Genomic DNA, 26512 nt, shown 5'->3' with positions numbered 1-26512 from the left:
TCCTGCCCACCGCCGTGTTCCCTCCCGGCCTGCTGCTGATGGCCATCGGCGTCGCCCTGCTCAGTCTCACCCTGGTCCGACGCGCCCCCGCACTCTACGCCTAGGCCGTGTATCGAAAGTGGATCAAGGTGATGGGGTGGTCGTGGTTCGGGGCTAGGCTCACCGGTCTGGTGTCGATCTGAGGAGACGGACGAGTTGGCTGCTGTGGTGCTTGTTCACGGCCTGTATCACCGTCCCGAGCACTTTGCGGTGTTGGCGGAGAAACTGCGGACCGACGGAACCGAGGTTGTGGTGCCTGAGCTCCACCGCGGCTCATTGGCTGCTGACTCCGCTGTCGTCCAGGCCGTCATCGACGCGTTGCCCGAGCCCCCGCTCGTTCTCGGCCACTCCTATGGAGGGTCGGTGATCACAGGGGTTCGCGGAGTGGCACACCTGGTCTACCTGGCAGCGTTCGTGCTGGACGCCGGTGAGAGCGCGGCCAGTTTGGGCGGTGCGTCCCAGCAGCTCAAGGACGCGATCGTCGCCGAGCCGGACGGCTCGACCACCCTGCACCCCGGCCTGGCCATCGACGCCCTCTACGGCGACTGTCCCGGGCCCCTCGCCGCGCGTGCGGCCGGTCTACTGCGTGCGCAAGCCCCGGGCTGCGGACGAGGAGTCCCCCAGCACCACAGTTGGAAGGAAACTCCCTCCACCTACATCATCTGCGCACAGGACCGGGCCATCGACCCCAGCCTCCAGCGGACGATGGCCTCGCGGTGCACCGACGTGCGCGAATGGCAGACAGGCCACTCCCCGTTCGTGGGGCAGCCTGATCTCATTGTGGAACTCCTGCGAGAACTGCTCACCACTCGCATCGCGCCCAGGCGAAACCAGGAAGTCACAACCACTCGTTGATCACTGCGATCAGGACGGTCGCCTCGTATCGGACCGCGAGCTTGTCGTACCTGGTGGCGACGGCCCGGTGCCTCTTGAGGCGGTTGATCGCGCACTCGACCGCGTGGCGCTCGCGGTAGTCGACGGGGTCAAAGCGGGGCGGCCGGCCGCCACGGGATCCGAGTTTCTGGCGGTTGCGCGCCTGGTCGGCCTTCTCGGGGATGGTGCAGCGGATCCCGCGGCGGCGCAGGTAGGCGCGGTTCTTGCGGGAGGCGTACGCCTTGTCAGCGCGCACTCGATTGGGACGGACGCGCGGCCGGCCCGCCCCGATGCGGGGCACGCGGAGCTTCTCCAGAACAGGTTCGAACTGCGGGGAGTCCCCCCGTTGTCCTGCCGTCACCACGATCGACATAGGCTTCTGACCTTGCTCGACGGCCAGATGCAGCTTGGTGGTAAACCCGCCGCGGGAGCGCCCCAGACCGTGATCGCGGGGCTCGGTGGAGATGCCGCCTGGTGGTTCCTTCTGCAGGTCACCGTGCTGCCGGGCCCCGGCTGAGTGCTGATGGGCGCGGCACACGGTGGAGTCCACGCTCAAGTCCCACTTGATCGCACCCTTCGCGTCAGCCAGGGACTGGAGCCGGGTGAGGACCCGCTGCCAGGTGCCGCCCCGTTGCCAGCGGCGGAACAGATCGTAGATCCGTCCCCACGGCCCGTACTCGACGGGTATGTCCCTCCACGGCACTCCCGTCCGGACCCGGAACCGTATGCCGTCGATCAGCTGACGCCGTGGCCAGACGGGCGGTCGCCCTGACTTGGCCCGCCTCGGCAACAACGGCTCAAGCACAGCCCACTGCTCGTCCGTGAGATCTCCCCGCCCCATGAACCATGATCATTCAGCGCTCAAGATCCATTTTCGATACACGGCCTAGAAAACCGATGAAGAGGCGGTCATCGCCGGGGCGGGGTGGGAGGGACGGGATGCTGTGTACCGTCCCGGCTGCGGACAGGAGCCCGGCCCGGCTCAACGCCAGAGTTGCTGCTTGAGCGTGTTGAAACCCCAACCCTGGACGAACGCGTCGTTACTGAGGTTGAAGGCGTGATGTCGGGGCCTGGTGCTCCCGCCATGGGGGAAAGTCGGTAGGTTGCCTGTCATGGCTGAGCTTGGACCCGTTGTCTGGCCGCCCGCCCCGTTGCGGACCGAGCGGCTCGTGCTCCGCGAGCCCGAGGCCCGAGACCGTGCGGCGTTCGTTGACCTGTTCGCTTCGTCAGAGGTGCGGACGTACCTCGGTGGCCCCCGACCACGTGCTGAGCTTGAGGGTGCAGTGCCTGAAGTGCCCGGGCGGCGCCCGGGCGTATTTGTGGTCGATTACGACGGGGCGATGATCGGCATCGTCACGCTTGACCGGCGGGACGCGGAGCGTCCGGGGCACGTCCGTCCTGATGCCGGAGAGGCCGAGCTCAGCTACATGCTCCTGCCGGAGGCGTGGGGACGTGGGTACGCTCTTGAGGCATGCTCGGCGGCGCTCGGCTGGTTCGCCGACGCGTTTCCCGGTGAGCCGGTGGTGCTCTGCACCCAGGTGGCCAACGACCGCTCGGTACGTGTCGCGGAGAAACTGGGGTTCACCGAGATGGAGCGGTTCGAGGAGTTCGACGCCGAGCAGTGGTTCGGCGTGTGGTCCTCGGTCCCGCGGTCTGGCTGAGCGCGTACTCGACCAATGAGCGGGGTTCCAGCTCCGGTTCCTTGAGCGCGGCTTCACAGGAGCGCATGCTGCGGCGGCTCGCAGTATGGCCCGTCGGAGCCGGACCTGAGGATGAGGCCGGTAGCGGTGAGGCATCCGTCGATGATGTCGCTGCGGTATTGGATCTGGCGGAGGCCGTGTCGGAGTCGGCGCATGAGGTGGCTCGGGTCGGTGAAAGCGGTGTTGGCCTGGCTGGTGCGGCGGAGGATTGACCAGATGCCTTCCACGGGGTTCAGGTCGGGTGCGTAGGACGGCAGGTGGTAGGCGGTGAGCCAGTCCTGCACGTCGATGAAGGCCTTCATTCGGCGGTCTTTGTGGACGTTCAAGTTGTCCCAGATGAGGACGATGGGTCCGCCGAGTTGCTGGTGGGCGGCGATGAGGAGGTCGCGGTACTCGGTCCAGGCGAAGCTCTTGCGGCCTCCGCTTTTGTGATCGGTATGCCGTTTGGGCCGGTAGATGAGGCGGGAGCGTTCGCCGGGTTTGTAGCAGCACAGGGCTGCGATGGAGAAGCGGCGCTGGGAGCGTCCGCGGACCCGGATGACGGGTGTGGTGCCGCGTCGGCTCCAGGTGCGTGAGGTCGGCGGCGTCATCGAGAATCCGGCTTCGTCTTCGAAGACGATCCAGGCTCCGAGCGCCGCCGCGGTGTTTCCACGTACGGCCACACGTCCTTCACCCAGCCGGCCACAGCCGCCTCGTCCCGCTCGACGGCCCGACGGGCCGGCACCTGGTGGCTCCAGCCGTGCCGCCGCAGCATCTGGGAGATACCCGACAGCGTCATGGACTTGTGGAACCTGCGGCCGATCAGGGTCTTGATCCTGGCCAGCGTCCACCGCTGGTCCGGCCAGCCATGCGCGACCGGGCCCTGGGCCAGCTCCTCCTCAAGCACGGCGAACAGCGCGTCGCTCAGCTTGGGACGAGACGCCGGGCCACGGGAACGGACCCCGTCCTGACCGGCCGCACTCCAGGCCTGCCGCCACCGCTGGACCGACCGGACGCTGACCCGTAACTCCTTCGCGATCTCGCCACTGCCCCGCCCGACGGCGAACATCGCGACCGCTTCCATCCGGACCCGCTCGCGGAATGCTTGCCTCTCCGCGGTCAGACCCCCACCCTGCGGATACCTCATACATCCGGCATACCGCGACGATCAGCAACCGTCAGCCCCTACGACAACCCGACTTCAAAGTCAGTAGCTCTTGTTGCCACGAGCAAGATCGATCACCGTGCCGTTCAGGCGGTTGTGGAAGGTGATCAGCGCCCCGTTCTCGATGTTCTGAATCTCCTTCTTGGGGAGGGTGAGGGAGGTGTCGCCGGCACGGTCGGTGTCGCGAGTGTCAGCGGTGGCGGCCGGGGCCGCAGCGGCCAGCATCGCCGCCAGCAAAGCGGTGGTGGCGGCAGCACGCGTGAGGGTGATGGTCATGCCAGGTCAAACGATCACTTGCCCGCACTGTAACGCCGGACTGCATGGCGACGCCGTTCCCGTTCGGTGGGCGTCACCGTGTGACGCCCACCGGTAACAAAAACAGGCGGGCCGGACAGTCGCGAGCCTCCCCAGTACCGGCGCCCCGTGCCGGATCACCCCACCCGCCGTCCCCTCGCGGCGCCCCGCACGCGAGCTAGTGCTCTGACCGCGAAGGTTCGCCGGGTTGGTGGTTGAGGCGGTTGGATGTGCGGTGACGTCCGTTCCGACCGCTGGAGGCGCGGTGGCCGGCCCTGTCCGTGTGCGCAGACTGACTGACCGGGAAGGCCGTCGACTTCAGCAGATCGTGCGCCGGGGCAGCACCAGTTCGGTGCGCTACCGACGCGCGATAATGTTACTGGCCTCGGCCGGCGGGAACCGAGTCCCGGTTATCGCCCAGCTGGCGCAGGCCGACGAGGACACCGTCCGCGACGTGATCCACCGGTTCAACGAGATCGGCCTGGCCTGCCTGGACCCTCAGTGGGCGGGCGGCCGTCCCCGCCTGCTCAGTCCTGACGACGAGGACTTCGTCGTCACGACGGCCACCACCCGCCCACCAAGCTCGGCCAGCCCTTCACCCGCTGGTCCATCCGCAAGCTGGCCGCCTACCTGCGGAAGGTGCACGGGCGGGTCATCCGCATCGGCCGCGAGGCCTTACGCCGTCTGCTCGCCCGACGCGGCGTCACCTTCCAGCGCACAAAGACGTGGAAGGAGTCCCCGGACCCGGACCGCGACGCGGAGCTGGACCGGATCGAGGAGGTCCTGGACCGCTTCCCGGACCGGGTCTTCGCCTTCGACGAGTTCGGACCGCCCGGCATCCGTCCCACTGGCGGGTCCGGCTGGGCTCCCGCCAGCCACCCCGAACGGCATCCGGCCGCCTACCACCGCACCCACGGGATCCCGTACTTCCACGGTTGCTACTCGGTCGGCGACGATACCCTCTGGGGCGCCGACCGCCGCAAGAAGGGCGCCGCGAACACGCTGGCCGCACTGAAGTCGATACGGGCCACCCGCCCGGACGGCGCCCCGATCTACGTGATCCTGGACAACCTGTCCGCGCACAAGGGCGAGAAGATCCGTCGCTGGGCGAAGAAGAACTGGTCGAGCTGTGCTTCACGCCGACCTACGCGTCCTGGGCGAACCCCATCGAGGCCCATTTCGGGCCGCTGCGGCAGGCGCACGATCGTTTCAGCAGCCTGATGAGCTCGGCCACGACGCGCCGGGCTCAACCCGCAGCGAGCCGGGCGGTCAGCCGTTCTTTCGCGATGGGCCACTCATCCTTGAGCATCGCGTAGAAGACGGTGTCGCGCCAGCTGCCATCGGGACGGCGCATTTCACGGCGGAAGACGCCTTCGCGAACCGCGCCCAGGCGAGCGATGGCCTCCTGCGACCGCGTATTCAGGTGGTCGGTGCGCCAGCACACACGGCCCATGCCCAGGTCCTCGAAGGCGTGTGTGAGCAACAGCAGTTTGGACTCGGTGTTAACCGCGGTGCGCCAGGCGGTGCGGCCGTACCAGGTCCAGCCGATTTCCAAGCGCTCGTCGCCGGAGCTGAAGAATCCATAGGTGGTCCAACCCACGGCCCGTCCAGTGGCCAGCTGGACGACCGCGAAGGCGACGCGGGTGCCGGCATCACAGTCGGCGATCAGCTTGTCCAGCAGGGCACGCATCTCCTCCTGCGTGCGCGGAGTGGGCACCGGGAGCCAGCGCCAGACCTCCTCGTCTCCTCCCCCCGCCGCGAACAGGTCCATAAGGTGGGCACGCGTCAGTGGCTCCAAGCGGACGTGACGACCCAGGAGAGTGACTGCAGCCGGGGTTTTGGCGGCGGAAGAGCTCATCGGATCCATGCCTGTGATCCTGCCCTCCGTGGAACGTTCGCGACTACCGCCGAAGCCCATAGAAGATCAACTGGCGGCACTGCCGGTTCTTACAGACCGCGCGCAACCCGGCGAACCTTCGCGGTCAGAGCACTAGCGACGCGGATGACGGTGATCGGCCAAGAGCGAACACACCCAAGTGCGAACCCGGATGTGGTGACGGCGTTCGCGGCGGCGTTCGGCGGGCAGCCGGTCGAAGACCCCGGCCTGCTGCCAGCGGTCCAGCCGCCACCTGCATGTCTGGCCCGAGCCGAACCCCAGTTCCAGAGGCAGCAGTTGCCAGGCGATGTCGTTGATCAGCACGTACAGGATGCCCTGCAAGCACTGAGGGTCCGGCACCGACCTCGGGCCAGGAGCCTTCTCCGGCCAGGGCGGCAGCAACGGCTCGATCAGCGTCCACAGGTCATCGTCCACGATCCACGACCGGGTACTTACAGCATCCCGAACGGCCGAGTCGTCACACCAGTCACCGCGGATCAGGGTCGTCCAACAAGATCGTGTGACGAGCTCTACGCGACCCAGCAGTAGACGCTATGGCCCTGGCGCCGGGCGCTGCTGACGAGAGCAGCGAGATCACCCACGATCGCGTCGGCGATCTCAGTGTCGATGACCTCGCCGTCCTCCGCACGCAGCCGGGTCCACGAGGCGGCGAGGTCGCTCAGCCTGGAGTGCGTGGCGTCCGCGAGCGCAGTGGACAGGCGAGGCGAGATCGCGAAGACGACGCATCCGTCGTTGTCCTGACCGGTGACGATGCGAGGTTCACAGGCCTCGACGAGCTCTTCGACGCTGCCGCCGGTCAGAAGGCATTCCCACTCGACCACGGCCTCTTCGGGATCGAAGTTGCCGAAGGAGAGCGACTCGGATGTCCGGCCCGGCCCGGTCTGGAGGGCCAGGCTTGCTGACGTGTCGTCCGGTGCGGCGAAGAACTTCACGATGATGCTCACCCGGGCATGATGCCCGAGAGCCCGCATTCATGATCGGCCGGACAAGTCCCAGCTAAACTCTGTCTCTTTGGTCAGCGTCGGGTCCAGGCGAGGATGCCGGCGAGGTGGAGTGCGGCCCGGTAGGCGATGGCGAGTTTGTCCGCCGGGAAAAATGAGGCCGATCGTGAAATTGTTCAGCGATCAATGACGTTGATCACGTCATGACTCAAGGACCAGCACCCCGCGCACTGTCGGACGAAGCCCTTTCTGATCTCCTTGGCAGGCAGCAGTTCGGCACGCTTGCCACCGTCAAGCGCAGCGGCCACCCCCACCTGACCACCATGCTGTACAGCTGGGACCCCGAGGCCCGCATCGTGCGGTTCTCGACCACAGTCGATCGCGTCAAGCTCCAGCACCTGCGCCGCGACCCGCACGTGGCGGTGCACGTGCAGGGCGGCGACATGTGGTCGTTCGCCGTCGCGGAGGGCGAGGCCGAGGTCTCCGAGGTGACGACGGTCCCCGGCGACGAGGTCGGCCGGGAACTCCTCGCGATGATCCCGCAGGCCGCGAAGCCGCAGGACGAAAGCGCGTTCTTGGAGCAGCTGGTAGCCGAGCGCCGGGTGGTCATCCGGCTGAAGGTGGACCGGCTGTACGGAACGGCACTCGACATCGAGAGCTAGCGCGTCTCTCTTTCATGGTTCGTGGCGTCGCCCATCGGCCTCGCCGATCTACTCGGCTCCGGGGATCGGATCCGCCGTGGTCCAGGGAGGCGGGGGGAGGACGGCAAGCAGCTCACGGGCGGCGTGAATGATCTCGGTGTCGAGATCTTCGGCGGAGCTGTCCCCAATCTCTTCGTCCCGGTCCTCCCAAGCGGACGCCCAACCCACCATGGCCTGGAGCTTTTCAGGGTAGTTCAGCGGTTCGGCTGCCTGACTCCAGATCATCGTGGCGCCGGTTCCCGGATCGCAGGAGCCGTCGACAATGGACGTGGCCCATGAGCGGGCGAGCTCCCAACGAACCGCGTCGGGATCGGCGGTCAGGCACACGGTGATGCCGAGCTCGTCCAGGACCTGCTCGAAGAGCACGGGCGCATGCTCGGTCTCCCAGGACGCGAGGCTGGCCAGGGCCCGGACCGAAGGCGTGTCGAGGCCGGCGAGCAGCGCCGTGAGGCCGGCCTGGATGAGCCGGACGGAGTCGACCTCGCAGCCGAGCGCCCGCTCCTCGGCCAGCGCCCGCAAGTGCCTGACGGCTTCGTTCCCAGTCATGGCATGCCCTTGCCGAGACGGAGTGGAAGGGTCCCGCCCGCATACGGGGCCCTCGAACCGTACAGATCGATCATAGGCCTCACGCGTGCCACGAGCCCCTCCCGTACACGGACAAGGCGGAGACGACCGTCAGGTGATTCAGGCTGGTTCCAGCAACCACCGCTGATCCTGCGCTCTGGCCACCTGACGTCCGACACCGCGGAGAAGTCGGCGCGATGGAACAGCTCGGACGATCCGAGGGTCCCGGCGTTCGTGTGTGCGTGCAGCGATTGCCCGGTCGCCCGGGGTCGTCCCGACGAGCTTCGGGTGTGCCGGTGGTCACCAGAGTCTGGCCTGCATCAGCAGGTGGCTTCGGACCGCCGCGAGGTGCGGGGCGTGTTCGGTGCCTGCGCGTGTGGCCACGTAGAGGGTGTTGATCGGTGGGACTTCCGGGGCGAGCAGCGCAACGAGTGCGCCGGAGTCGAGTTCGCGGGCGCACAGGTAGCCGGGCAGCACGCTGATACCGGCACCAGCAGTGGTGGCGGCCAGCACACCGCGCAGGTCGGGGACCACCACGACGGCGCTGCCGGTGGGCCGGGTACCGAAGACGGTGCGCCAGTAGCGGCGGATGATGGGCAGGTCCTCGGCGTAGGAGACCAGCGGGACACCGCGAAGCGCGCCGGGGCCCTGCTCGGCCAGCTCCTCGCGGTCGATGCGGTCCGCCCAGCGGGGCGCGGCCACCAGGATGAACTCCTCGTCCGCCAACGGCGTAGCGGCGATCGCGCGGCCGCGCGGCCGCACCGTGGAGACGACCAGGTCGAACCGCGCCTCGGTCAGCCCGGCCAGCAGTTCGTCGCTCAGGCCCAGGGAGACCCGCAGTTTCAGGCCCTGGTCTGTCAGGGGGGCCAGTGCGGGCAGCACCCGGGAGCAGGTCAGCTCCGCGGGGCCGGCCAGGTGCAGCGGCCGGGCGAACGGATCACGAGCGGCCAGGCCGCGCTCGGCGACGGCCGCGAGCGCGTCGATGTGCGAGGCGACCTCGCCGGCGAGCTCGTCGGCCACCGTGGTGGGTGCCACCCCGCGCGGCAGCCGCTGGAACAGCTGCTGGCCCAGTTCCTCCTCCAACGCCCGCACCTGCGCGGTGACGGTCGGCTGCGACAAGCCGACCTGCCGGGCCGCCGCGGTCAAAGACCCGGCCCTGTAGACAGCCAGAAAGGTCCTCAGCAGCGACAAATCCAAGATGGCTCCTCCACCCCTCACCCACCGAACGATCGGAATTCCGATGCCTCACTGCCCATTCTCCCATTGGTAACCGATGGATCGGTTGCCTACTGTCGACCTCGAAGCACAGAACACACCGAACAGAGCAGATATGTCCTGCACTGACGGGAAGACCGAAGGAGAGCGGCATGCCCCGCGCTAAGAAGATCCTCATCACGCTGACCAGCCACGACCGGCTGGGAGACACCGGTCGCGGCACCGGCTACTACCTGCCGGAGGCAGCTCACCCCTGGAAGGTGTTCACCGACGCGGGCTACGACGTGGACCTGGTCTCGGTCAGCGGTGGGAAGCCCACCGCGGACGGCGCTGACATCTCCGACCCGATCCAGAAGGCGTTCCTTCACGACCCGAAGATCGCCGCACAGCTGGAAGCCACCCCGCGCCCGGGTCAGGTCACGGCGGGCGACTACGACGCCATCCTGTACGTCGGCGGCCACGGCACCATGTGGGACTTCCCCCACGATCAGGACCTGGCCGACCTCGCCCGCGACATCTACGAAGCCGGCGGCGCGGTCGCGGCCGTCTGCCACGGTCCGGCCGGGCTGGTCAACCTGACCCTGTCGGACGGCAGCCACCTGGTCGCCGGCAAGAACGTCGCCGCCTTCACCAACAGCGAGGAAGCATCCGTCGGGCTGACCGAGGTCGTGCCCTTCCTGCTGCAGAGCGCCCTTGAGGAGCGCGGAGCCAAGCACAGTGCCGCCTCCGACTTCACCGCCCACGTCGTGGTCGACGGCCGCCTGGTCACCGGCCAGAACCCCGCCTCGGCCACCGAAGTCGGCGAAGCCGTCGTCAAGGTGCTCGCCTCCTGACCCCCGGGATCAGCTGTCGGGGTACACACGCGAAGGTGCACAGTGCGGTAGGCGGATACCTGCTCACCTGCCTGCCCCGCCGGGGTCATGAGCGGGCGCTGGTCCTTGACTGGACGGCTTCCGTAGCGGCGATGCGGCCGGCCATGTCATTCTCCGACCGGTAGCCTGCATCTTCCCGCCGGAGGTCGACATGGCGCTCCTTCCCGACATCACCGCCTTCTACGGTGCCGGCGATGAGGCCGCCCGCCTCACTTCGGGGCGCACCATCGGGACGGTCGAGCTGGTGCGGACGCAGGAACTCCTGCGTGCGCATCTTCCGCCCTCACCCGCGTCCGTGCTGGATGTCGGCGGCGGGCCCGGAGTGCATGCTCGTTGGCTCACCGACAGCGGCTATCAGGTTCTCGTCGTCGACCCGGTGGAGGAACACGTACGGCAGGCCCGCCATCAGGGGCTTGCTGCCTTCGTGGGCGACGCGCGGCAACTCGACCAGGCAGACGCTTCGTCCGACGTCGTGCTGATGCTCGGCCCCCTTTACCACCTGCCGGACGGCGCTGGACGTTCCCGTGCCTGGCGGGAGGCTCACCGTGTCGTCAAGCCCGGCGGCCTCGTCGCCGCGGCTGCCCTCAACCGATATGCCAAGCTCCTGGAGCTGGGCTCGCACACTGCGCTGGACATCGCGACGACGGGGCTGCGGGTACGCCCGGACGGCCCGACCACGTACTACCACGCCCCCTCAGAGCTCTGCGCCGAGGCCCGGCAGGCAGGCCTCGATGAGCCGACGGTCTACGGACTGCACGGGCCCGCCTACGAGGCACTGAGAGCCGAAGAGCGCCGGACCGGAACGAAGGACCTGGGCGCGAGGGCGCTTGAAACCGCCCTCGCTGCGGCACGGTTCGCCGACAGCCATCCAGAGCTCGTGGTCTCCAGCCTGCACCTGCTGGCCGTTGCACGCCGACCCCGCACCCCGTAGAGGGGTGCCAGCCCCTTCCCCGGCAACAAACCTGCCCTCCCCCTGGCCTTCCGCAGTCGCGCCCGTCCACGTTCTCCCTCCAGTGGCACGTGGGCACGAAGTCGCGTACCTGGCTGAACACTTTCGTGTTCACGCCGACACCAGCAAACCGTTGACGCCCATCCCCTCAGCCACGCCCTCAGCGCCGACTCCGCAGCGCACTATTCGGCATTCGCCGCCGCGCACCCCAACCGCAAGGAGCTCCGCCAATACCTTTCATCAACATCAAGGTCATCGCGGGTGTCGCCGACGCCGAACAGAAGCAACAGATCCTGAAGAAGGTCACCGATGACGGCTCCTCACGAATTCGCGACCGACTACTGGCCGCTGGCCGGTGTCATCCCCGGGCAGGTCGTGGTGATCGCCCGCTGGCGGACCACCCCCAAAGGCCGCGACCTGGTCCATGCGGCACTACCGGCCCTGGCCGAGGCATCGCTGGCCGAGCCCGGCTGCCTCGGATACCAGGCCCTGACCCCGACGGGCACCACCGGCGGGGACATCGTCCTCATCGAGCGTTACGCCGACCGCGACGCCTTCGAGGCGCACCGCGCCAGCCCCCACTTCCAGCAGATCGTGCTGACCGACATCGCTCCCCACCTGCACACCCGCGACGTCACTGTCTGCATGACGACCTGAGCCAGCGACAGACCCCCATCTGCGCTGGCCTCGCACCGGCGATGGATCATTGCGCTCCGTACCGGCATCGGGTAGCGGGCAGCAAGCAGTTGCGGAGGGACCCGGGGAGGAAGCCCGGGCACGCGGACGCTAACGGCAGCTGCGGCGCCGCCGTAGCGCTTCCAGGGGGCTGGCCTCGCCAGGGGCCGACCTCCTTTTCTGTCTTCTCAGCGAGATGCTCACGCTTAACCTCCGAACCAGCTCAATTCGCCTCCGCCTGCATGGGGGCAGTCGTACCGTCGCGCCATGGCAGCCACCGCGATACCGACGCCGTTCTTGGTTACGGCCGCAATCACCGTCACCGTTCAGCTGGTCATGGGAACGCTTCAGCTGAATGCCACCCGCCGGCTTACCCGCATCACCCTGGACGAACAGCGCGACCAGCTGGACATCAAGGCCGCTCATGACCGTGCGGCGGCCCTGCGGGATGCCCAGTACACGGCCTACCTGATGTTCCTGAAGGCAGCCCACGGCCTTGTCGCCGAGGCCGGGATCTACTCGGCCGATCCCCAGCGGACCCCACGTGCGGAAAGCTGGAGCCGAGAGGGTCTGTTCCGAAGCTGGGACCACCTGACCATCGTTCTTCCCGATGGCTTGCGGGAGGCGGCAGTGAACGCCCGAGACGCACTGGAAGACGTCCGGCTGACCGGCGGCCCGACCGTTTCCGCCCTCGCCCAGAACGTCTACGACGCGTCGATGGCGGTGGCAGAACAAGGGGTCCGAGTCGCGGCCGCACGGGAGGCGTTTGCCGACGTCCACCACCTCGAGGACGGACCCGGCACGCCCACCCAGGCTCCTGAGGTGAGCGAAGCCCGGGAAGTGTTCGTGGCCAAGCGTCGCCAGTTCGGCGACGCGCGGCGCGAGTTCTCGGCCCTGGCTCGGTCGGAGATGTGGGGTGTCACCTGACAGGCGTCTGGCGACGCACCTGCCTGACGCTGCCCCCGCCCGGCGTTCTTGCCGTGGTTGCCCGAGCGCGGGCCGGTTCCCGCCCACTGTCCTGGGGACGGCCCACGCGGACGGGTCAGTAGGTGACGATGCCGTCGCCGCCGTGGCCGGCTCCGCCTCCGGCGCCTGGAGCCGCCGGTCCCTGCGGGCAGGGGTGCCGCAAGCGAGTCGATCCGGTCGGCAGGGACCCGGACCGCATGGCTTCGTTGACGGATGGCCCCGCCGCCGGGAGCCGATCCTTCGGGGCTGGTGCTCCGGTGGCGGGCCGGGGGTCTCGTCCAGGCTGTGCCGTGCCGGTGATGTTTCAGCTCTCGTGGCGCCAGGCGACCCGGGCGCTGGGGTAGCCGGATGCTGCCCGGCCGTTGCAGAGCTTCAGGTTGGGGGTGGTCCAGCCGCCGAAGCGGACGAAGTCCGAGAAGCTCTCGGCGGCGTCTCCGTCGTACCACAGCGGGCGCCTGCTGCCTCCGGCCGCGGCCTCGGTCGCCCCAGCCTGGCGGTGGCGCTGCGCGCGGGCCTGCTCGATCGGGGCCGACGCATCGTCCGGGGCGTCGGGCTCCGGGAAGGCGCGACAGGTCAGTGTGCGCAGCGTGGTGGTCTGCCGCTCCACCTGAGCGGTTGCCGAGTGACGGCGTTGCCGTAGCGGTCTTGCCGCTTCGGCCCGAGGCGTGCGGCCCGGTGGGCAGAGTCATACCGCCTCGCCCCACACAAAGGCCCAGCAGCAGCTCAAGGCAGTCTGAACTGGGGCCGTCGACGTCAGCCGTTCGGGGCCTCGAACGTATTCACCTCGGACCGGAAGGTTCCCTGACCGAGCTGAGCGGGGTTGACCAGCACCACGAAGTCCGGCAGGGCGCCCGGAACGGGCCGCCTTTCCTTGTCCTGGCTGCCTGCTTCAGCCTGCCAGTCGATCAAGTGGACGACCACGGCACAGCGGCCCTCGGGCACGGGCTGCTCGAGCACGCCATCCGAGACGTCCCCGCTGACGCCTTCGATTCCACCCACGAGCGCGCGACCGCGGGAGACGAATAGGTAGGGCTGGGAAGCAACCAGCCGATGGGCTGCCTCACGCTCGGTCAACATGGCCGGCTCGACCGCAGTGCCCGAACGGACCAGAACACCGAACGCGCCATCTCCACCGACGTTAAGCGGAACAAGAACACCCGCCTGGATGTGACGGAGGATGTCCTCGTCCTCCAAGAGCTCATCCTCCCAGGTGTCGTAGTCGACGACGGCCTCGAACCGCTGCGGATCCCACAAGACGAGCATTCCCGCGTCCGTGGCCACCGTCGCCGGGCACTCATCAAGGGGCTGCCGAGCAGTCACTCGCTCCTCCGGTCGTCTCACTCTCCGCATCGCATCAGCTGATGCTCCCAGCAGCGGACACCGACCTGTCTGGCGGGGCCTCGGCATGCCGACACCCGGGGCCGCTTCGGGCCGCCCGACAGGGGCCGACTCAAACCGTCACGGCCAGGGCGGTAACCAGGCCGCAAAAGAGAGAATCGAAATTCGATTCTCTTTTTGGAAACTGCGTTCTATTTCATGAGGGGCGCTGTCAGACCCCACCCATAGGCTCAATTCAGTTGCTGCCCACCGGGCAGCGCTGCTTCGCCATGCCCGTATGGCGATCTGATCATTTGTCGAACCTGAGGGAATCGAATGGGAACCCAGTGGTGGCAGTTGAAAGACGCTGAACTCTTCAGCGTCTTCGCGGAGAGCAACCCTCGGCGTCGAGCCCTGGACACGGCCGTGCTCGCGGCACTGCTGGCCGGAAGCACCAGGGGGCCGACGTGGACGCTGTCCGACATTCATCGGCTGCTTCGTGAGGTGGGCTACGAGGAGCCCATCGGCAACGAGGACCTCGCGGAGTCGATCCAGCGGCTGATCGATGCCGGACACGTCGTCGCGAATCCGAACTACACAGATCCGGTGGCGAGTTACACGGACGGCCTACGGCGTCGGGAGGCCTGGTCCCTGACACGTCGGGGCCGGGTCGTCGTCGCCGCCGTACGTGACGCGCAGCTGCGCCTGGAGCGCACGATGCAGCTACCCGCGCGACTGCTCGACTCGGTCGAGCAGACACTGCGCTCCCTGGCCGCGCACCACCGACGTGACGCGGGGATGCTCGCCCCGGTCCTCGCCCAGGTTCGTACGCACCTCGAACAGCTGCAGGAGGCCAGCGGGGACTTCTACAGCGCCGTGGGGGCACTGACCCGACCGGACGTCAGCGACGACGATGCCTTCACCGCGAACTGCCGGCACATCCTCCTGGCGCTGCAACAGTTCGCTTGGCGCACCGAGCAGTCACTGGGGCAGGTCCGGGCGGCGTTCGACGAGATCCACGCTCTGGGAACACAGACGGTCGTCCGCCGCGCCCTGCCGGGAGCCGGTGTTCTGGACGTGGAAGCGCAGGACGCCTGGGTCGCCCAACGCGTGCGGGAACTGTCGGACCTTCAGGCATGGCTGGACCCCGGCGGCGCGGTCGAGCTCCTGGTGAGTGCCGCGGCCGACGCAGTCCACGCCCTGCTGGGAGCGATCGACCGACGGTTCCACGCCGCGACGCGGGGTAGTGACCTGGGCTCCGATTTCCGGCAGGTCGCGCGGATGCTGCACGCCCAGCCGGATGCGCCCGCCGCATTCCAGGTGTTCGCCGCGGCCTTCGGACTGTGGCCATCGCGGCATCCACTCACATTGGCCGAAGACGATGTCGCCCCCGGCATCCTGTCAGCCTCGGGCTCCGGCCGGCCGGTACAGGTGGTGCTGCGCCGCACCCAGAGGGGGGTGGCATCCGCCGGGCGCCCACGGAACATCCCCGACCTGTCGCGCGCACGGAGGGACGCTTCCACGCGGAACCGCGAGGTGCTGGAGCGCCTCGTGGCGGTCACCGGGGCGCTGGCGACGGAGGGCCGGGTGCCCCTGTCCCACTTCGATGATCTGGACGCCGAGCACACGTCCGCGCTGGCGTCGCTGCTGGACGAGGCCTTGGACGCGTTCGACGCGGCCGCTGGGTGCGGGGTGGCCGAGCTGGCGGGAGCGCGCCTGACGGTGTGGCCCGGGCGCACGGGCCGCTGGGTGGACACCTGCTTCGAGGAGGGGGTGCTGACCACAGTGGATCTGCTCGTGGAGGTCTGCACGGTGACCCACGAGAGCGACGAGGAGGCCGCGTGAACAGTACCCGGGCGGTGCAGCCCGGCAGCCCCACCTCGCTGTCCGAACCGTTGTCCCCGGAGGCGGGCCAGGTGGCGGCCGCATTGCTCGCGCGGCACGTCCTGGACGCCGAGGAGGACCCCGAGCTATTCCGGATGGCGGTGCACCACCACAACGAGGTGGCCCACTGGTTCGGCCGTCAGTGCGAGTGGCCGGTGACTCTGGATGCCGCACAAGGTGCGGCCAGGCTCTGCAAGCGGCGCCTGAATCCGCCCAAGGACCGGCCCCCGGCCGTTCCCCGCAAGAAGGGGCCGGTGCCGGCGACACCCTTGGCGTTGATCTTGGTGTGCCTGGTGTGCGAGCAGCTGTGGCGGCGCCCCTCGGCCTCCTTCAACGACCTGCAGCGGGCGGTCGTCCAGGCGTGCGGGATCGAGGCAGGTGAGGGACGGTTGCCCGGATTCCGGCCGGTCGCCCTGCCGGGAGAAGGCCAGGCGACGGCCTCGGCGCACCGGCGTGCGTTCATCGACGCACTCCTGCTGCTGGAGTCCTGGCACATCCTGCGGTCCGATCAGCCGCTCTCGCTGCTGGAACAGGACCAGGGCGGTGAGCTGCTGCTCACCGCCCGGCGCGAGCGCATTCTCCTACTCGTGGCGGCAATGGACGCCTCCGCCCTCGAGGTGGACCTCGACGAGCCGTCGACTCACGTGCCCTCACTGGTCGGGGCCCGGGACGGACGGGATCCGAACATGGCAGAACGTCGGTACGAGGCGATCCGGGCGGTGCTGGACGATCCGGGCGTGTGCCCCGACGACGGGCAGGGTTTCCTGACCACCCCCGCGGGGCGGGAGCAGGCCCTGGACGCGGCTGCCGCGGTAGGTCTGACCTGCACCGTCCGCAAGGACTGGTGGATGGTGGGCGACCTCGGGGGCCGCACGACCGAGCGGGCCTTCCCGCAGGGCCGGGCGCTGGAGCAGCACGCGGCCCTGTTGCTCATGCGGTGGCTGGCCGACCGGGAGGAACCATTGGCGTGGTTCGGGCCGAATGCTGCCGCGGTGGCCCTGCAGGAAGTGCTGGACGCGAACCGGTGGTGGGCGAGCGCCTACCAGGACGCGCGCGGAGCGCGTCGGCTCGCCCGGGTCGCGGTGGACTTCCTGCAAAACGCCGGTGTCGTGGTCCCGGACGCCGACGAGCACGAGGGGTGGCGTCCCACACCCGCAGTTCACATGTGGCACATCAACGTCGCCGTGGCCAGCCGGCCCGGCGGTGCGCACGACGAGGAGGATCTCCATGGCTGAAGAGCAAGCCGGTTCCCTGTTCCACCTGGCGCCGCAGCGCCGGCCCGGAGCGGCGTTCGTGGAATTGGATCCGCGGCCGGGCGCGCGGAACCGGTGGCAGCCAACCCGCGCGGGAGCGGTGAACACCTGGCAGTGGGGCGACGAGCAATTCGTCTATGTGAACGGACTGCTGGCCATGATCGGGCGCAACGGCTGCGGAAAGTCGCTGACCTCGGGCGTTCTGTGCCCGACGTTCATGGACGGGAACATCACCGCGAAGGCGCTGTCCGCGTCGGGGAGCGCCGCGGGCAGCCTGCTGGCCATCCACACGCAGGGGCGGACCGGTCCGCCGCGCACCGGAATGTGGTGGCAGGAGTACGGGCGCACGACCTTGGGACCGGACGGCTGCGAGCAGACGGAGTGGCTGACCGTGGGACTGTGGCTCCGCAGCAGTGGTGGCAGCCGCCCGACCCTGGACCTGGCGTGGTTCCTGGTGGGCGGCCGGGCGGACGCGGACCTGGTCATGCAACGCGACGGCGTGCCGATCACCGTCGAGGACCTCGCCGGACAGCTGCTCGTGTGCCAGGGACAGCTGTTCACGGACGCCAAGGCGCTCCAGCACGGCTGCCAGACGGCCGGGTTGACCGCGGACACCCAGGAAGGATTCGTCGAGGCCGTCCGACGCGCGATGTACGAGCCGTTGGACCGGCCCCAGGTCGACGCCCTCAGTGCGATCCTGCGGGTCCTGCGCAGCGTGCAGGCCAACGACAAACTCAGTCCCGAATCGATGCAGGACACCTTGACGAAGGCCCTGCCGCCGTTGGAGACGGCCAAGGTGAGGCGTCTCGCCGAATCCTTGTCCACCGCGGATCGCCTGCACGGTCAACTCGCACGGGCCCGCACCGAGGCGCGTCTGCTGGGCGAGGTCCGTGACGCCCACCGGCGCTACGCCGCGGCGGCCGCAGCGCGCGCGGCGGCCGGTTACCTCACCACTGCCGACGCCCGTGACGGCGTGGTCGCCGGAGCCGCGGAGCTACAACGGCGAAGGGACGCGGCCCGGACCGCGCAGAGCGAGTCGGAGGCCTGCGTGCAAGAGAGCGATCGCCAGCACCAGCTGCTGGGGCAGACGGTGGAGAGCCTGGAGCGCGGGGTACAAGGCCATCCTGGAGCCGGCCTGGCGGAATGGGCTCGCGCCGCGGAAGAGGCCGAGGAACGTGCCCGGCACGCCCTGCGCCAGGCGCAGCGACACGAAGGGGAGCAACAGGAGGCCCGCGGGTCCGAGGAGCGGGCACACGAGAGGGCCGTCCGCTGCCGCGAGGTGCTGGCTCACGAATCGCAACGGACCGTGCGAGTGGCACTGGATCTGAACGGCGGCGCCTTGGTGGACCCGATGCGAGCGGCCGAGCAGCTCCTGGAATCCGCGGACGGGCGCCCCGATGCGGACTTCGAGGCCGGGGTCCGCAGCGCACGCGATCACGGGACGGCCTGGGTCCAGGGGCAGCAGGAGCAGGTGAACGCCGTCCGGGAGGCTCGAGTCGCCCTGGACGCGCGCAGGGAGGCGTACGCCGGGGTACAGGAGCGGTACGACGCCGCGCAGCAGGCTCGCGTCGAGACCGAGGAGCGGGCCCACGCGCTGGCCCGGGTCGCCGACGAGGCCGAGGAGACGGCCGGCGCGGCTCTGTCCCGTTACGTCTCCGGGCTGCTGCGCCTGCGGGCACCCGGCACCGATCTGCTGCGGGCGGTGCCGCTGGACCCGCAGGCCGTCCGGGCGTTCTTCGAGGACGAAGGGAAGCGGGTACGGGGCGAGCTAGACGTACGCGGCAAAGAAGTCCAGGCCGAAGCCGCCGCCGAAGCCATGCGCACCGCGCAGAACGCCTCGGTCGCGGCCCGGCACCGCGCCGACCAAGCTGTCTCGAACGCCCGCGACCAGCAGGCGGCGTTCACCGCGACGGTGGCCCGGCTCACGGACCCGCCTTCGTCGTTCGCCGTCCTCGTCGAGCAGGCCGCCCTCGTGGTACAGGACGCGGAGGTACCCGAGCTCGCGGTACGCGCCCCGCTGAGTGACGCGCTGCCGGACGGGGACCCGGCCTTCGCTCTGGAGGAGCGCGCTCAGGAAGCGGAGGGGGCGATGGCGGACCTCGTACATGCCCTGCGGGACGCCGAAGGGCAGTTGAAGGAAGCGGACGCCGCCTTGACCCGCGCGCAAGGAGCGGATGGGGACGCACAACAAGCCGCCGGGGCCGCCACGGCCGCCCGCTCCCATGCCGACGACCTGACGGCCCGGGCTGCACGGGCAGGCTCCACCTGGGCCGACCAGGTCCACGCATGGGCCTCCGGCCTCGACGTGCTCGACTCGCGGCAGCTGCGCCTGCCGGACCGGGAACGGCCCGCACCGGACAGCGCCACCCGGCTACGGGGCGATGTCGACCGCTGCTACATGGCCGTTGCCGGTGCCTTGGCGCAGGAACAGGCACAGCTGACCCAGCAGCACACCGGGCAGCAGGCCGCGATCACGGACCTGGACGTCCAGATCGACCTTGCGCGCCACACCGAGCAAGGTCCCGGGCAGCCCGAGTGGAGGCCTTCACGGGCGGACCGGCCCGGCGCACCGTTGTGGAAGCTGGTCAGTTTCGCCCGGGCCCTCACCGAAGAGGAGCGCGGGCAACTGGAAGGCGCACTTCTCGCGGTCGGGCTCCTCGACGCGTGGATGTCCCCCGACGGGACCGTGACCGCAGGCGATCTGTGCCTGGTCCCCGGCACCCGCGCCGCGGGCACCACCTTGGCACGGTTCCTGGTACCCGACACGGACGCCCCCGTCGCGGGCGACCGTATCCAGGCGCTGCTGGACAGCGTGGGTGTTGGTGACCTGGCGGCAGCGGCCTCTCCTGGCGGCCGGGTCGTTCGCGCCGACGGCACGGTGAACATCGGCCCGCTCAAGGCCGCAGCCCCTCCCGGGTGGCAAGCGCGGTACATCGGCGCCGCCGCCCGTGAGCGGTCCCAGCGGCAGCGGCTGGCCGAGCTGGCACGGCTGCGTGAGCGTGCCACGGCCGACCTCGCACTGACCACAGCAGCACTCGGCACGGTGAAGGAGCGTCGCGGGCGCTGCGAGCAGGAGCGCGTCATGCCGGACCCCGATCCGTGGCAGCAGCACCTGGCCCTGGTCGGTGGGGCAGTCGACCGGGCACAGCACCGCGAAGAGCTCGCGCAGCAGGCACGGCACGCGGCGGACGCCTCGCACGCACGCGCGGACGCTGCACGGCAGGCAGCGATCGGAGCCTGCCGCGCTGCCCACGTGGCGCCGGACGCGTCCGCGGTGCACGCCTCTCAGACCGTGTGCGGTGAATTGAAGCCGCACCTGACCGGCGTGGTACGCGACGCACGGGCCGCCCGGGACGAGGCCTGTGCCGCCGGAGCGGCACGGCGGGAGGCGGACGACAGGGCCGAGCAGAGCGAGCAGGCACACACCGCGTGGGAACAAGCCCAGAACGGCGCCGCGGAAGTGGAGCAGGACCTGGCGGGGGTGCCTGGGGAACTCGACGCGCTGAGCCCCGCGCGGACCGCGGTAGAGACCGCACGGGCCGTCAGCGCGGACAAGGCACGCGCCGCCGCCCAGGTGGAGGACGAGCTGTCCCGGCTCAATGTCCTGTTGCGCCAGGACACCGCCGCACTGCACAGCGCGGCCCACGCGGGCGCCGTCCCGCTCGCCACCGATCTGCACGAACTCGAGCAACGGCAGCACCGGCTCGGCGGGCTGACCGACGCCCTACGCTCCTGGGCCGACCAGGCCACCACCACCGGCGCTGCTCTGTCCCTCGCCACCTCGGCCGCCGCGGCGGCCGCCGGGGCGTCGGCACGTGCGGACCAGGCGCGCGCCGGTGCGCAGGCCGAGGCGGCCACTGCGGAGGCCGCCCGGCACCGGTACGCGGAGGAGCGGCGCCAGCACGACACGACCTACCAGGCCCTCGTGGACGAGCTGTTGCAGGCCAGGCAGCGGCAGGTGACGTTGCGGGACGCTCTGGCCCAGCACCAGCGCGCCGCCGCCGACGCACAGGTCACCGTGGCCGTCCTGACCGACCGGTTCGACAGCGAAAGCGCCGCGATCGCCCAGGCCACACAGAAGCACGACGCGTGCCTGCGCACGCTGCGGGACCTGTTCGACCACCACATCGTCGAGGAACTCGCGGGCGACGGGAGGTTGGTCCGACCCGCGGACGAGGAGGAGGCCGCGGCGGTCGCCCGTCTGATCCTGGAGCAACGAGGTCAGTCACCGGACATGGAGTCGGCCCGGGCACATGAGCAGAGTTCTCGTGCCACCGTCGATTCGTGCATCCGCCGGCTCCTTCCCGACCTCCTGAGGATCGGCCTGCACGTGTCCTGCGAGGACCTGGCCGACAGCGGGTGGCGCCGGGTCGTGGTCAGCCAGCAGCTGGAGGGTCACGGCCTCAGCGGCGCCCGGGAATTGCGCGATGCGCTGACGACCGCGGGCATGGCCGTGACGAAGCTCGAGCACGACTTCAACGAGCAGGTCCAGTCCGAGGTCAAGGGGGTGGTGTTTTCCGAACTCCGCCGGGCCATCAACGTCCGCATCGCCCTGGCCGAAAAAATCGTCGCGGACATCAGGCGCACCCTGAAGGGCGTACGCACCAGCGTGGAGCGCGTCGGCATCAAACTCAGCTGGGCGCCCGAGGAGGGCAACCCGCTGGCGGTGAAGGCGTTGCACCTGATTCGCGACGTCGACCAGGACGGAAGCTTCGACGAGATGTACGACTTCTTCGTCGCCCAGCTCGGTGCCGAGAACGGCAAGCACGAGAGCTGGGCCAAGCAAGTGGAGCACGTCTTCGACTACCGCGCTTGGCACTCCTGGAAGATCGAACTCACGCACAAGCGCTTCAGTGACCCCGCTACTCCCGACCAGGAGGTCTTCAAGACCGCGACCGGTCGCAGCAACCCGTTGAGCACCTTGTCTGCGGGCGAGAAGCGCCTGGTGACCATGCTCCCGCTGCTGGCCGCGGCCCACGCCTTCTACTCCACACACGGCTACCAGGGCCCCCGCATGATCTTCATCGACGAACTCAACGCGGCCCTCGACGCTCCGAACCTGCGCATGCTCCTCCAACTGCTGCGGCAATGGGACTTCGACGCCGTGTTCACGCTGCCCTCCATGCAGCCCCTGCTCGTCCCGGAGATCGGGCGGATCGGCATCCACCGGATCCAGCAGCACCCCGACGGCAACACCCGCTTCACCGTCCCCAGCATCTGGACGGGCACCGGGTCCCCCCGGACCGCTCTCATCCGGGTACCCGGGCAGGCGGGAGCACCTGATGCCCAGTGACCTGGTCGACCCCGAAATCCGGCCGCTGTGGGAAGCCGTCGCCGCGCGTCTGGCCCTGGGAAACGATCCTGCCTCGATCCACACCGTCACCGTCAAGCTCTCCCCCACCGGCGAAGCCATGGTCCACGGATGGCTGCGCGCCGGCGCCGGTGCCCGCGGCCGTCGATCCGAGCCCCGACGCACGGGCGGCGGCACGGCGGTGCCCGTCCAGCGGCTGCTGAGCGTGCTCGGTCGCACCCCCACCGAACTGCACACGCTGGTCCAGCAGGCCGGCATCGCCATCTCCGACCGGCAGGGACCCCGTCTGCGAGCCCACGAATTGCGCAGCATGATCGCCGAATACACGAGCCGGGTGCTGCCGGACACCCCCCTGCTGCGAAAACGCCTCCTGAGCGTCGGCGTCACCGATGCCACCGTGCGGGAACGGCTCCTCCTGACCCAGGCCCTCGCAATCGTTCGCGCCCTGGCCCCATTGCCACGTCCCGTCACCATCGCCCGGCTGGCCCACGACACCAGCGGTGACCCCCACCTGTTCGACCTCACCGAGGGCAGGCACGGAGACAAACTCGTCCTGCTCACCAGAGACATGCTCGACGCACCAGAGCCGCAGACCCCCGCGCAGGAGCGCGTCCTTCTCGCGCACCTGGGCATCATCGCCGACCGGCTGTCCCAGACCGTGCTTATGCTGAACGTGAACGCCACCGGAGACGGGCCCGCCGACCGCGCCCTGCGCCAGGCCTTCGCCGACGGCCGTCCCGTGCACCTGACCCTCCACGACCTGACCCGGCATCCGCCCCGCTTCGACGCGTCAGCGCCATGGAGCGTGGTCGAAAACCCTTCGGTGGTGGACGAGGCCATGATGCGCGGCATGCGGACCCCGGTGGTGTGCACCTCCGGAACCCTTACGGCAGTCGACCACGTCCTTCTGGCCCTCGCCCATGACCAGGGGGTATCCCTGTGTTACTCGGGCGACATCGATGCCGCCGGGCACTCGATCGCCCGCGCCGTGCACACGCGTTACGGAGCGCGGGTCCAGCACATGGACCCCGCCACCCTCCAACACGCCGCAACCTACGTGCGCCAAACGCCCGCCCAGAATTGCCCCCTGGACGTGCGCCCACCGCGGTCCGGCACGCTACCGGACGACAGTGGGGGGCTCCCGTTGTACCAGGAGCACCCCGCTGTCCTGAACCTCCTGCTCGGCTCCTGCCATGACGATCCCCTGACGGGACTGTGGTGCTCCCCGGCCTCCGCGAGGACACCGGCGCCAAGGTCCGGACAAGCGGAACGAGACCATGGGCCATCGCCGACGGCTGCGTTGGGAAGGCCTTCCAAAACCGGAGACGGCTGCGCCGAGTGACACGATGCGGCCGGTTCCCCGGAGCGGCCCCCGCAGAGCCAGGGATGCGCGGGGGAACGGCCCATTCGGCGGTCTTCTGATTCTGTCGATCAGCGGCTGGATCTTGCGTGTTTGATGATCTGGATCCCCAATGTGATCACGGCTACCACTTCGACGACGACGTACACCGTCAGGCCAAGGGCGGAATTCCGGGATCCGGTCCAGCATTCGGTCAGAGCAACGGCGGGCACTTCGGTGAAGAGTGCTCCCAGGCGAACATCGGCACCGGTTCCCGGCTGATGGCGCCGAGCCGGGGGGGGGCGACGCTGGTGCGGATGTAGCGTCCCATGTCGCTGATCTTCTTGTCGTTGGCGAGGTAGACCCTCCCCAGGACCGGCGTGGCGGCGGACACCAGGAGGAGCAACGGCGGGGAGAGGGGACCGCCGTGGGCTCCGGCAATCCCTCGCCGGCGGCCAGCACAGCCTCGAACTCCTCGGGCATGCCCCCGCAGCGCCCGGTGCACGATCCGCCCCGAAGGCAGGACGGAAGCCCGTTCATCCGGATGCAGAGGAGGACGCGGAAGGGATCCCCTTCCCGTTCAGCCCTCTCACCCTGCCCGCCCTCGACAGCCCGGAGGTGCTGTTCTCCACCAGCCTCGACCTGACACCCGCGGCAGCCTGCCAGCGGTAACCAACCGGGCCCCCGCCCCCGCCCCGTACAGCAGCGGCGGCAGGGACCCGGACCCTCAGCAGGCGTGCGCACCTCGGACACGAAGCCCGGCTATGTCAGCCCGGCCTGGCTGCCGAAGCTCCGCCGTTGAACCCCCATGGCCCCCGGCGCGGGGCGAATGAAGGAGAGCGGGCGCACACGACCACGGCGTCGTTCCGTACCGCCACCCGATGGCTGTCTCTGATTGGTCACCTGATTGCCGCTATCGATGCCGATCCGACTTGCCGATCATGCGGACAGAAGGCCCGTGGTTCCACGTACTGCGGGTTCCACGTACCGCCACGTCGCCGCTGGCGACCCGTCCGGCAAGGAGTTCCAGGTGGGGGAGAGCAGAGGGCTCGACGACAGCGAGATCACCACTGCCTGGACGCAAACCACCAGGCCGTCCTTCCGATCGGCCCTGTCCGTCGTTCCCGCGTTTCCTGACGGTGTCGATGTCATCGGCGACCACCACGACATCTACCACGATGTGCTTCCCGGTGACCCTGAGATCGGTGGCGACGGACCCGACCTGGGCACCGGCGACGGATAGATTTAGGAAGGCTGACAAGTGGTGCGACCGGACTCCTCTCAGTTTGCGGGTGACACGACCACGAGGGACGGCGGCACTGATGCCCTTCGTCGCTGTGTCGGTGACGTCTCCAACTTCGTCGATCGCCACTGGGGACGCGCCCCGTTCCATCGGGCCGCAGCAGACGGGGCGGGCTTCGGTGACCTTCTGAGCATCGAGGACGTCGATACTCTGATCACCTCCAGGGCACTGCGGATTCCACAATTCCGTCTGTTGCAGGACGGGGTACAGATCGAGGCCGCCCGCTACACCAAGCGGCCGGATCCCATCTCGAAGAAGGAGAACTCGGACCAGGCCCACCCGGGGCACATCTTCGAACTCTTCGATGCGGGAGCAACCATCGTCCTGCAGACGCTGCAGGACTACTGGCCGCCGCTGACCCGCTTCTGCCGCAGCCTCGAGTTCGCACTGACTCATCCCGTCCAGGCGAACGCGTACATCACACCCCGTTCCGCTCAGGGACTCGCGGTGCACACGGACGATCACGACGTGTTCGTGCTCCAGTCCTTCGGCCGTAAGAACTGGAAGGTGTACGGGCAGCCTCGTTCGTCCGACGAGGGCGGTGATCCGGGCGAGTCACTGATCGACGTCGAGCTGAAGCCCGGTGACATGCTGTACATCCCGCGCGGCTTCGCCCACTCGGCCCGCACCGCGGACGTCCCTTCGGCGCACATCACGATCGGTATCCGCGCGTACCAGTGGCGGATCGTCTTCGAAAAGGCGCTCACAGAAATCCTTGACACGCTCAGGGAGCCCTTGCCCGTCGGTTTCGCGGACGACCCGGCCGAGCTCGCGGCGCAGGCGGTCCAGCAACTCGGTGACCTCAAGCGTCGGCTCGACAGCATCGACATCGACTCGCTGTCGGCCGCGGTGACGCGGCATTTCTGGGCCCGGCGCTCCCCCGTCCTGACGGGCCAGCTGCGGCAGCTGATCGACCTCGACGACATCAGCGACGGCTCGACGCTGCGCCGACGTCCCCAATCGGTCTGCAACCTCCGACTTGAGGAAGACCGACTTCTAGCGCTCCTCGGCGACCGGGAACTCACGATGCCGGCTCGCCTGGAACCAGCACTGCGACGGGTCATTGACGGCGAGCCGTTCCAAGTGTCCGAACTCGCCGAGTATCTCGACGGACCCGGCCGGCTGGTATTCGCCCAACGCCTGGTCCGGGAAGGCCTTCTGGAGAACGCCGGCTGAACCAGCCCGGCGGGCCCCGGCCCCACCCCCAGTCACAGCGGCGCGCGGTCCAAGCCCGGATCCGTACCGGGCTGCACGAGCTGCAGGAGGCCGGGCTGC

At 69.2% G+C, this 26512-nt stretch carries 24 protein-coding genes and 1 pseudogene; 14 read left to right on the top strand and 11 right to left on the bottom strand.

Translation table 11 applies throughout. The annotated features are described in order from the left end of the window. The first annotated feature begins 195 nt into the window (after positions 1-195). On the top strand, positions 196-894 hold the full coding sequence (locus ABT403_RS34960) for an alpha/beta fold hydrolase (RefSeq protein WP_344170097.1): 699 nt from the start codon (positions 196-198) through the stop codon (positions 892-894). Here the strand turns inward: ABT403_RS34960 and ABT403_RS34955 are convergent. Beyond that, a complete protein-coding gene (locus ABT403_RS34955) occupies positions 878-1753 on the bottom strand; it encodes an IS5 family transposase (RefSeq protein ID WP_344170100.1) in 876 nt (291 codons plus the stop codon). The two genes, ABT403_RS34960 and ABT403_RS34955, sit on opposite strands and share 17 nt — an antisense overlap. 271 nt (positions 1754-2024) lie before the next feature. Between ABT403_RS34955 and ABT403_RS34950 the strand changes: the two genes are divergently transcribed. After that, complete coding sequence (locus ABT403_RS34950; protein WP_344170103.1) at positions 2025-2573, top strand: GNAT family N-acetyltransferase; 549 nt, start codon at positions 2025-2027, stop codon at positions 2571-2573. Between the two features lie 53 nt (positions 2574-2626). On the opposite strand, the gene ABT403_RS39105 is transcribed toward ABT403_RS34950, so the two are convergent. Together ABT403_RS39105 and ABT403_RS34935 are read right to left on the bottom strand one after the other, a co-directional pair. Further along, a protein-coding gene (locus tag ABT403_RS39105) for an IS630 family transposase (RefSeq protein WP_425580354.1) occupies positions 2627-3738 on the bottom strand; the annotation gives its coding sequence in 2 pieces (ribosomal slippage) (positions 2627-3292 and positions 3295-3738; 1110 coding nt in all). Between the two features lie 60 nt (positions 3739-3798). Then, positions 3799-4032, bottom strand: coding sequence for a hypothetical protein (locus tag ABT403_RS34935; protein WP_344170109.1), 234 nt, complete (start codon positions 4030-4032; stop codon positions 3799-3801). 283 nt (positions 4033-4315) lie between these two features. Between ABT403_RS34935 and ABT403_RS34930 the strand changes: the two are divergent. Further along, a pseudogene (locus ABT403_RS34930) lies at positions 4316-5246 on the top strand (IS630 family transposase); the annotation flags it as partial. Between the two features lie 50 nt (positions 5247-5296). Here the strand turns inward: ABT403_RS34930 and ABT403_RS34925 are convergent. The 3 genes from ABT403_RS34925 to ABT403_RS34915 form a co-directional block, all read right to left on the bottom strand. Next, entirely contained in the window at positions 5297-5917 is a 621-nt protein-coding gene (locus ABT403_RS34925; protein ID WP_344170112.1) for a GNAT family N-acetyltransferase, read from the bottom strand. Positions 5918-6040: 123 nt separating this feature from the next. Next, positions 6041-6361, bottom strand: a complete 321-nt coding sequence (locus ABT403_RS34920; RefSeq protein WP_344170115.1) for a transposase — start codon at positions 6359-6361, stop codon at positions 6041-6043. 95 nt (positions 6362-6456) lie between these two features. Continuing rightward, positions 6457-6891: a hypothetical protein gene (locus ABT403_RS34915; RefSeq protein ID WP_344170118.1), complete on the bottom strand. Its 435-nt coding sequence runs from the start codon at positions 6889-6891 to the stop codon at positions 6457-6459. A gap of 200 nt (positions 6892-7091) precedes the next feature. Here ABT403_RS34915 and ABT403_RS34910 point away from each other — a divergent pair, with 200 nt between their 5' ends. Then, positions 7092-7550: a PPOX class F420-dependent oxidoreductase gene (locus ABT403_RS34910; protein WP_344170121.1), complete on the top strand. Its 459-nt coding sequence runs from the start codon at positions 7092-7094 to the stop codon at positions 7548-7550. 48 nt (positions 7551-7598) lie between these two features. On the opposite strand, the gene ABT403_RS34905 is transcribed toward ABT403_RS34910, so the two are convergent. Next, the gene (locus tag ABT403_RS34905) at positions 7599-8135 is read right to left on the bottom strand and encodes a hypothetical protein (protein ID WP_344170124.1); all 537 of its coding nucleotides are present in this window, start codon (positions 8133-8135) and stop codon (positions 7599-7601) included. Positions 8136-8453: 318 nt separating this feature from the next. After that, positions 8454-9371 (bottom strand): LysR family transcriptional regulator, encoded by a 918-nt coding sequence (locus tag ABT403_RS34900; protein ID WP_344170127.1) that lies wholly within the window; start codon positions 9369-9371, stop codon positions 8454-8456. A gap of 149 nt (positions 9372-9520) precedes the next feature. Between ABT403_RS34900 and ABT403_RS34895 the strand changes: the two genes are divergently transcribed. From ABT403_RS34895 to ABT403_RS34880, 4 genes are all read left to right on the top strand, one after another. Continuing rightward, positions 9521-10201: a type 1 glutamine amidotransferase domain-containing protein gene (locus ABT403_RS34895; RefSeq protein WP_344170130.1), complete on the top strand. Its 681-nt coding sequence runs from the start codon at positions 9521-9523 to the stop codon at positions 10199-10201. Positions 10202-10391: 190 nt separating this feature from the next. After that, entirely contained in the window at positions 10392-11171 is a 780-nt protein-coding gene (locus ABT403_RS34890; protein ID WP_344170133.1) for a class I SAM-dependent methyltransferase, read from the top strand. A gap of 327 nt (positions 11172-11498) precedes the next feature. Then, on the top strand, positions 11499-11846 hold the full coding sequence (locus ABT403_RS34885; protein WP_344170136.1) for an antibiotic biosynthesis monooxygenase family protein: 348 nt from the start codon (positions 11499-11501) through the stop codon (positions 11844-11846). 285 nt (positions 11847-12131) lie between these two features. Beyond that, entirely contained in the window at positions 12132-12791 is a 660-nt protein-coding gene (locus tag ABT403_RS34880; RefSeq protein WP_344170139.1) for a hypothetical protein, read from the top strand. A 343-nt stretch (positions 12792-13134) separates the two neighbouring features. Here the strand turns inward: ABT403_RS34880 and ABT403_RS34875 are convergent, their stop codons facing one another. After that, positions 13135-13437, bottom strand: coding sequence for a hypothetical protein (locus tag ABT403_RS34875; RefSeq protein ID WP_344170142.1), 303 nt, complete (start codon positions 13435-13437; stop codon positions 13135-13137). A 146-nt stretch (positions 13438-13583) separates the two neighbouring features. After that, a complete protein-coding gene (locus tag ABT403_RS34870) occupies positions 13584-14150 on the bottom strand; it encodes a hypothetical protein (RefSeq protein ID WP_351650636.1) in 567 nt (188 codons plus the stop codon). A gap of 333 nt (positions 14151-14483) precedes the next feature. On the opposite strand from ABT403_RS34870, the gene ABT403_RS34865 reads away from it, so the two are divergent. The 4 genes from ABT403_RS34865 to ABT403_RS34850 are packed head-to-tail and all read left to right on the top strand — an operon-like array spanning position 14484 to position 23937. Next, positions 14484-15992: a DUF2397 family protein gene (locus ABT403_RS34865; RefSeq protein ID WP_344170148.1), complete on the top strand. Its 1509-nt coding sequence runs from the start codon at positions 14484-14486 to the stop codon at positions 15990-15992. Further along, positions 15989-17266 (top strand): DUF2398 family protein, encoded by a 1278-nt coding sequence (locus ABT403_RS34860; protein ID WP_344170151.1) that lies wholly within the window; start codon positions 15989-15991, stop codon positions 17264-17266. Before ABT403_RS34865 ends, ABT403_RS34860 begins: the two co-directional genes overlap by 4 nt. Further along, a complete protein-coding gene (locus tag ABT403_RS34855; RefSeq protein WP_351650633.1) occupies positions 17235-22577 on the top strand; it encodes an SbcC/MukB-like Walker B domain-containing protein in 5343 nt (1780 codons plus the stop codon). Before ABT403_RS34860 ends, ABT403_RS34855 begins: the two co-directional genes overlap by 32 nt. Further along, on the top strand, positions 22567-23937 hold the full coding sequence (locus ABT403_RS34850; protein WP_344170154.1) for a DUF2399 domain-containing protein: 1371 nt from the start codon (positions 22567-22569) through the stop codon (positions 23935-23937). Before ABT403_RS34855 ends, ABT403_RS34850 begins: the two co-directional genes overlap by 11 nt. Before the next feature lie 211 nt (positions 23938-24148). Here the strand turns inward: ABT403_RS34850 and ABT403_RS34845 are convergent, their stop codons facing one another. Continuing rightward, the gene (locus tag ABT403_RS34845) at positions 24149-24328 is read right to left on the bottom strand and encodes a hypothetical protein (protein WP_344170157.1); all 180 of its coding nucleotides are present in this window, start codon (positions 24326-24328) and stop codon (positions 24149-24151) included. A 636-nt stretch (positions 24329-24964) separates the two neighbouring features. Here ABT403_RS34845 and ABT403_RS34840 point away from each other — a divergent pair. Then, positions 24965-25177 (top strand): hypothetical protein, encoded by a 213-nt coding sequence (locus ABT403_RS34840; RefSeq protein WP_344170160.1) that lies wholly within the window; start codon positions 24965-24967, stop codon positions 25175-25177. 18 nt (positions 25178-25195) lie between these two features. Next, positions 25196-26413: a cupin domain-containing protein gene (locus ABT403_RS34835; protein ID WP_344170163.1), complete on the top strand. Its 1218-nt coding sequence runs from the start codon at positions 25196-25198 to the stop codon at positions 26411-26413. The last annotated feature ends 99 nt before the right edge of the window (positions 26414-26512 follow it).

It is taken from the genome of Streptomyces sp. NPDC000075, assembly GCF_040301925.1.
Lineage (GTDB): Bacteria > Actinomycetota > Actinomycetes > Streptomycetales > Streptomycetaceae > Streptomyces > Streptomyces polychromogenes.
Note: the sequence above shows the minus strand (reverse complement) of the source record. Positions and strands in the feature narration are given on the sequence as shown.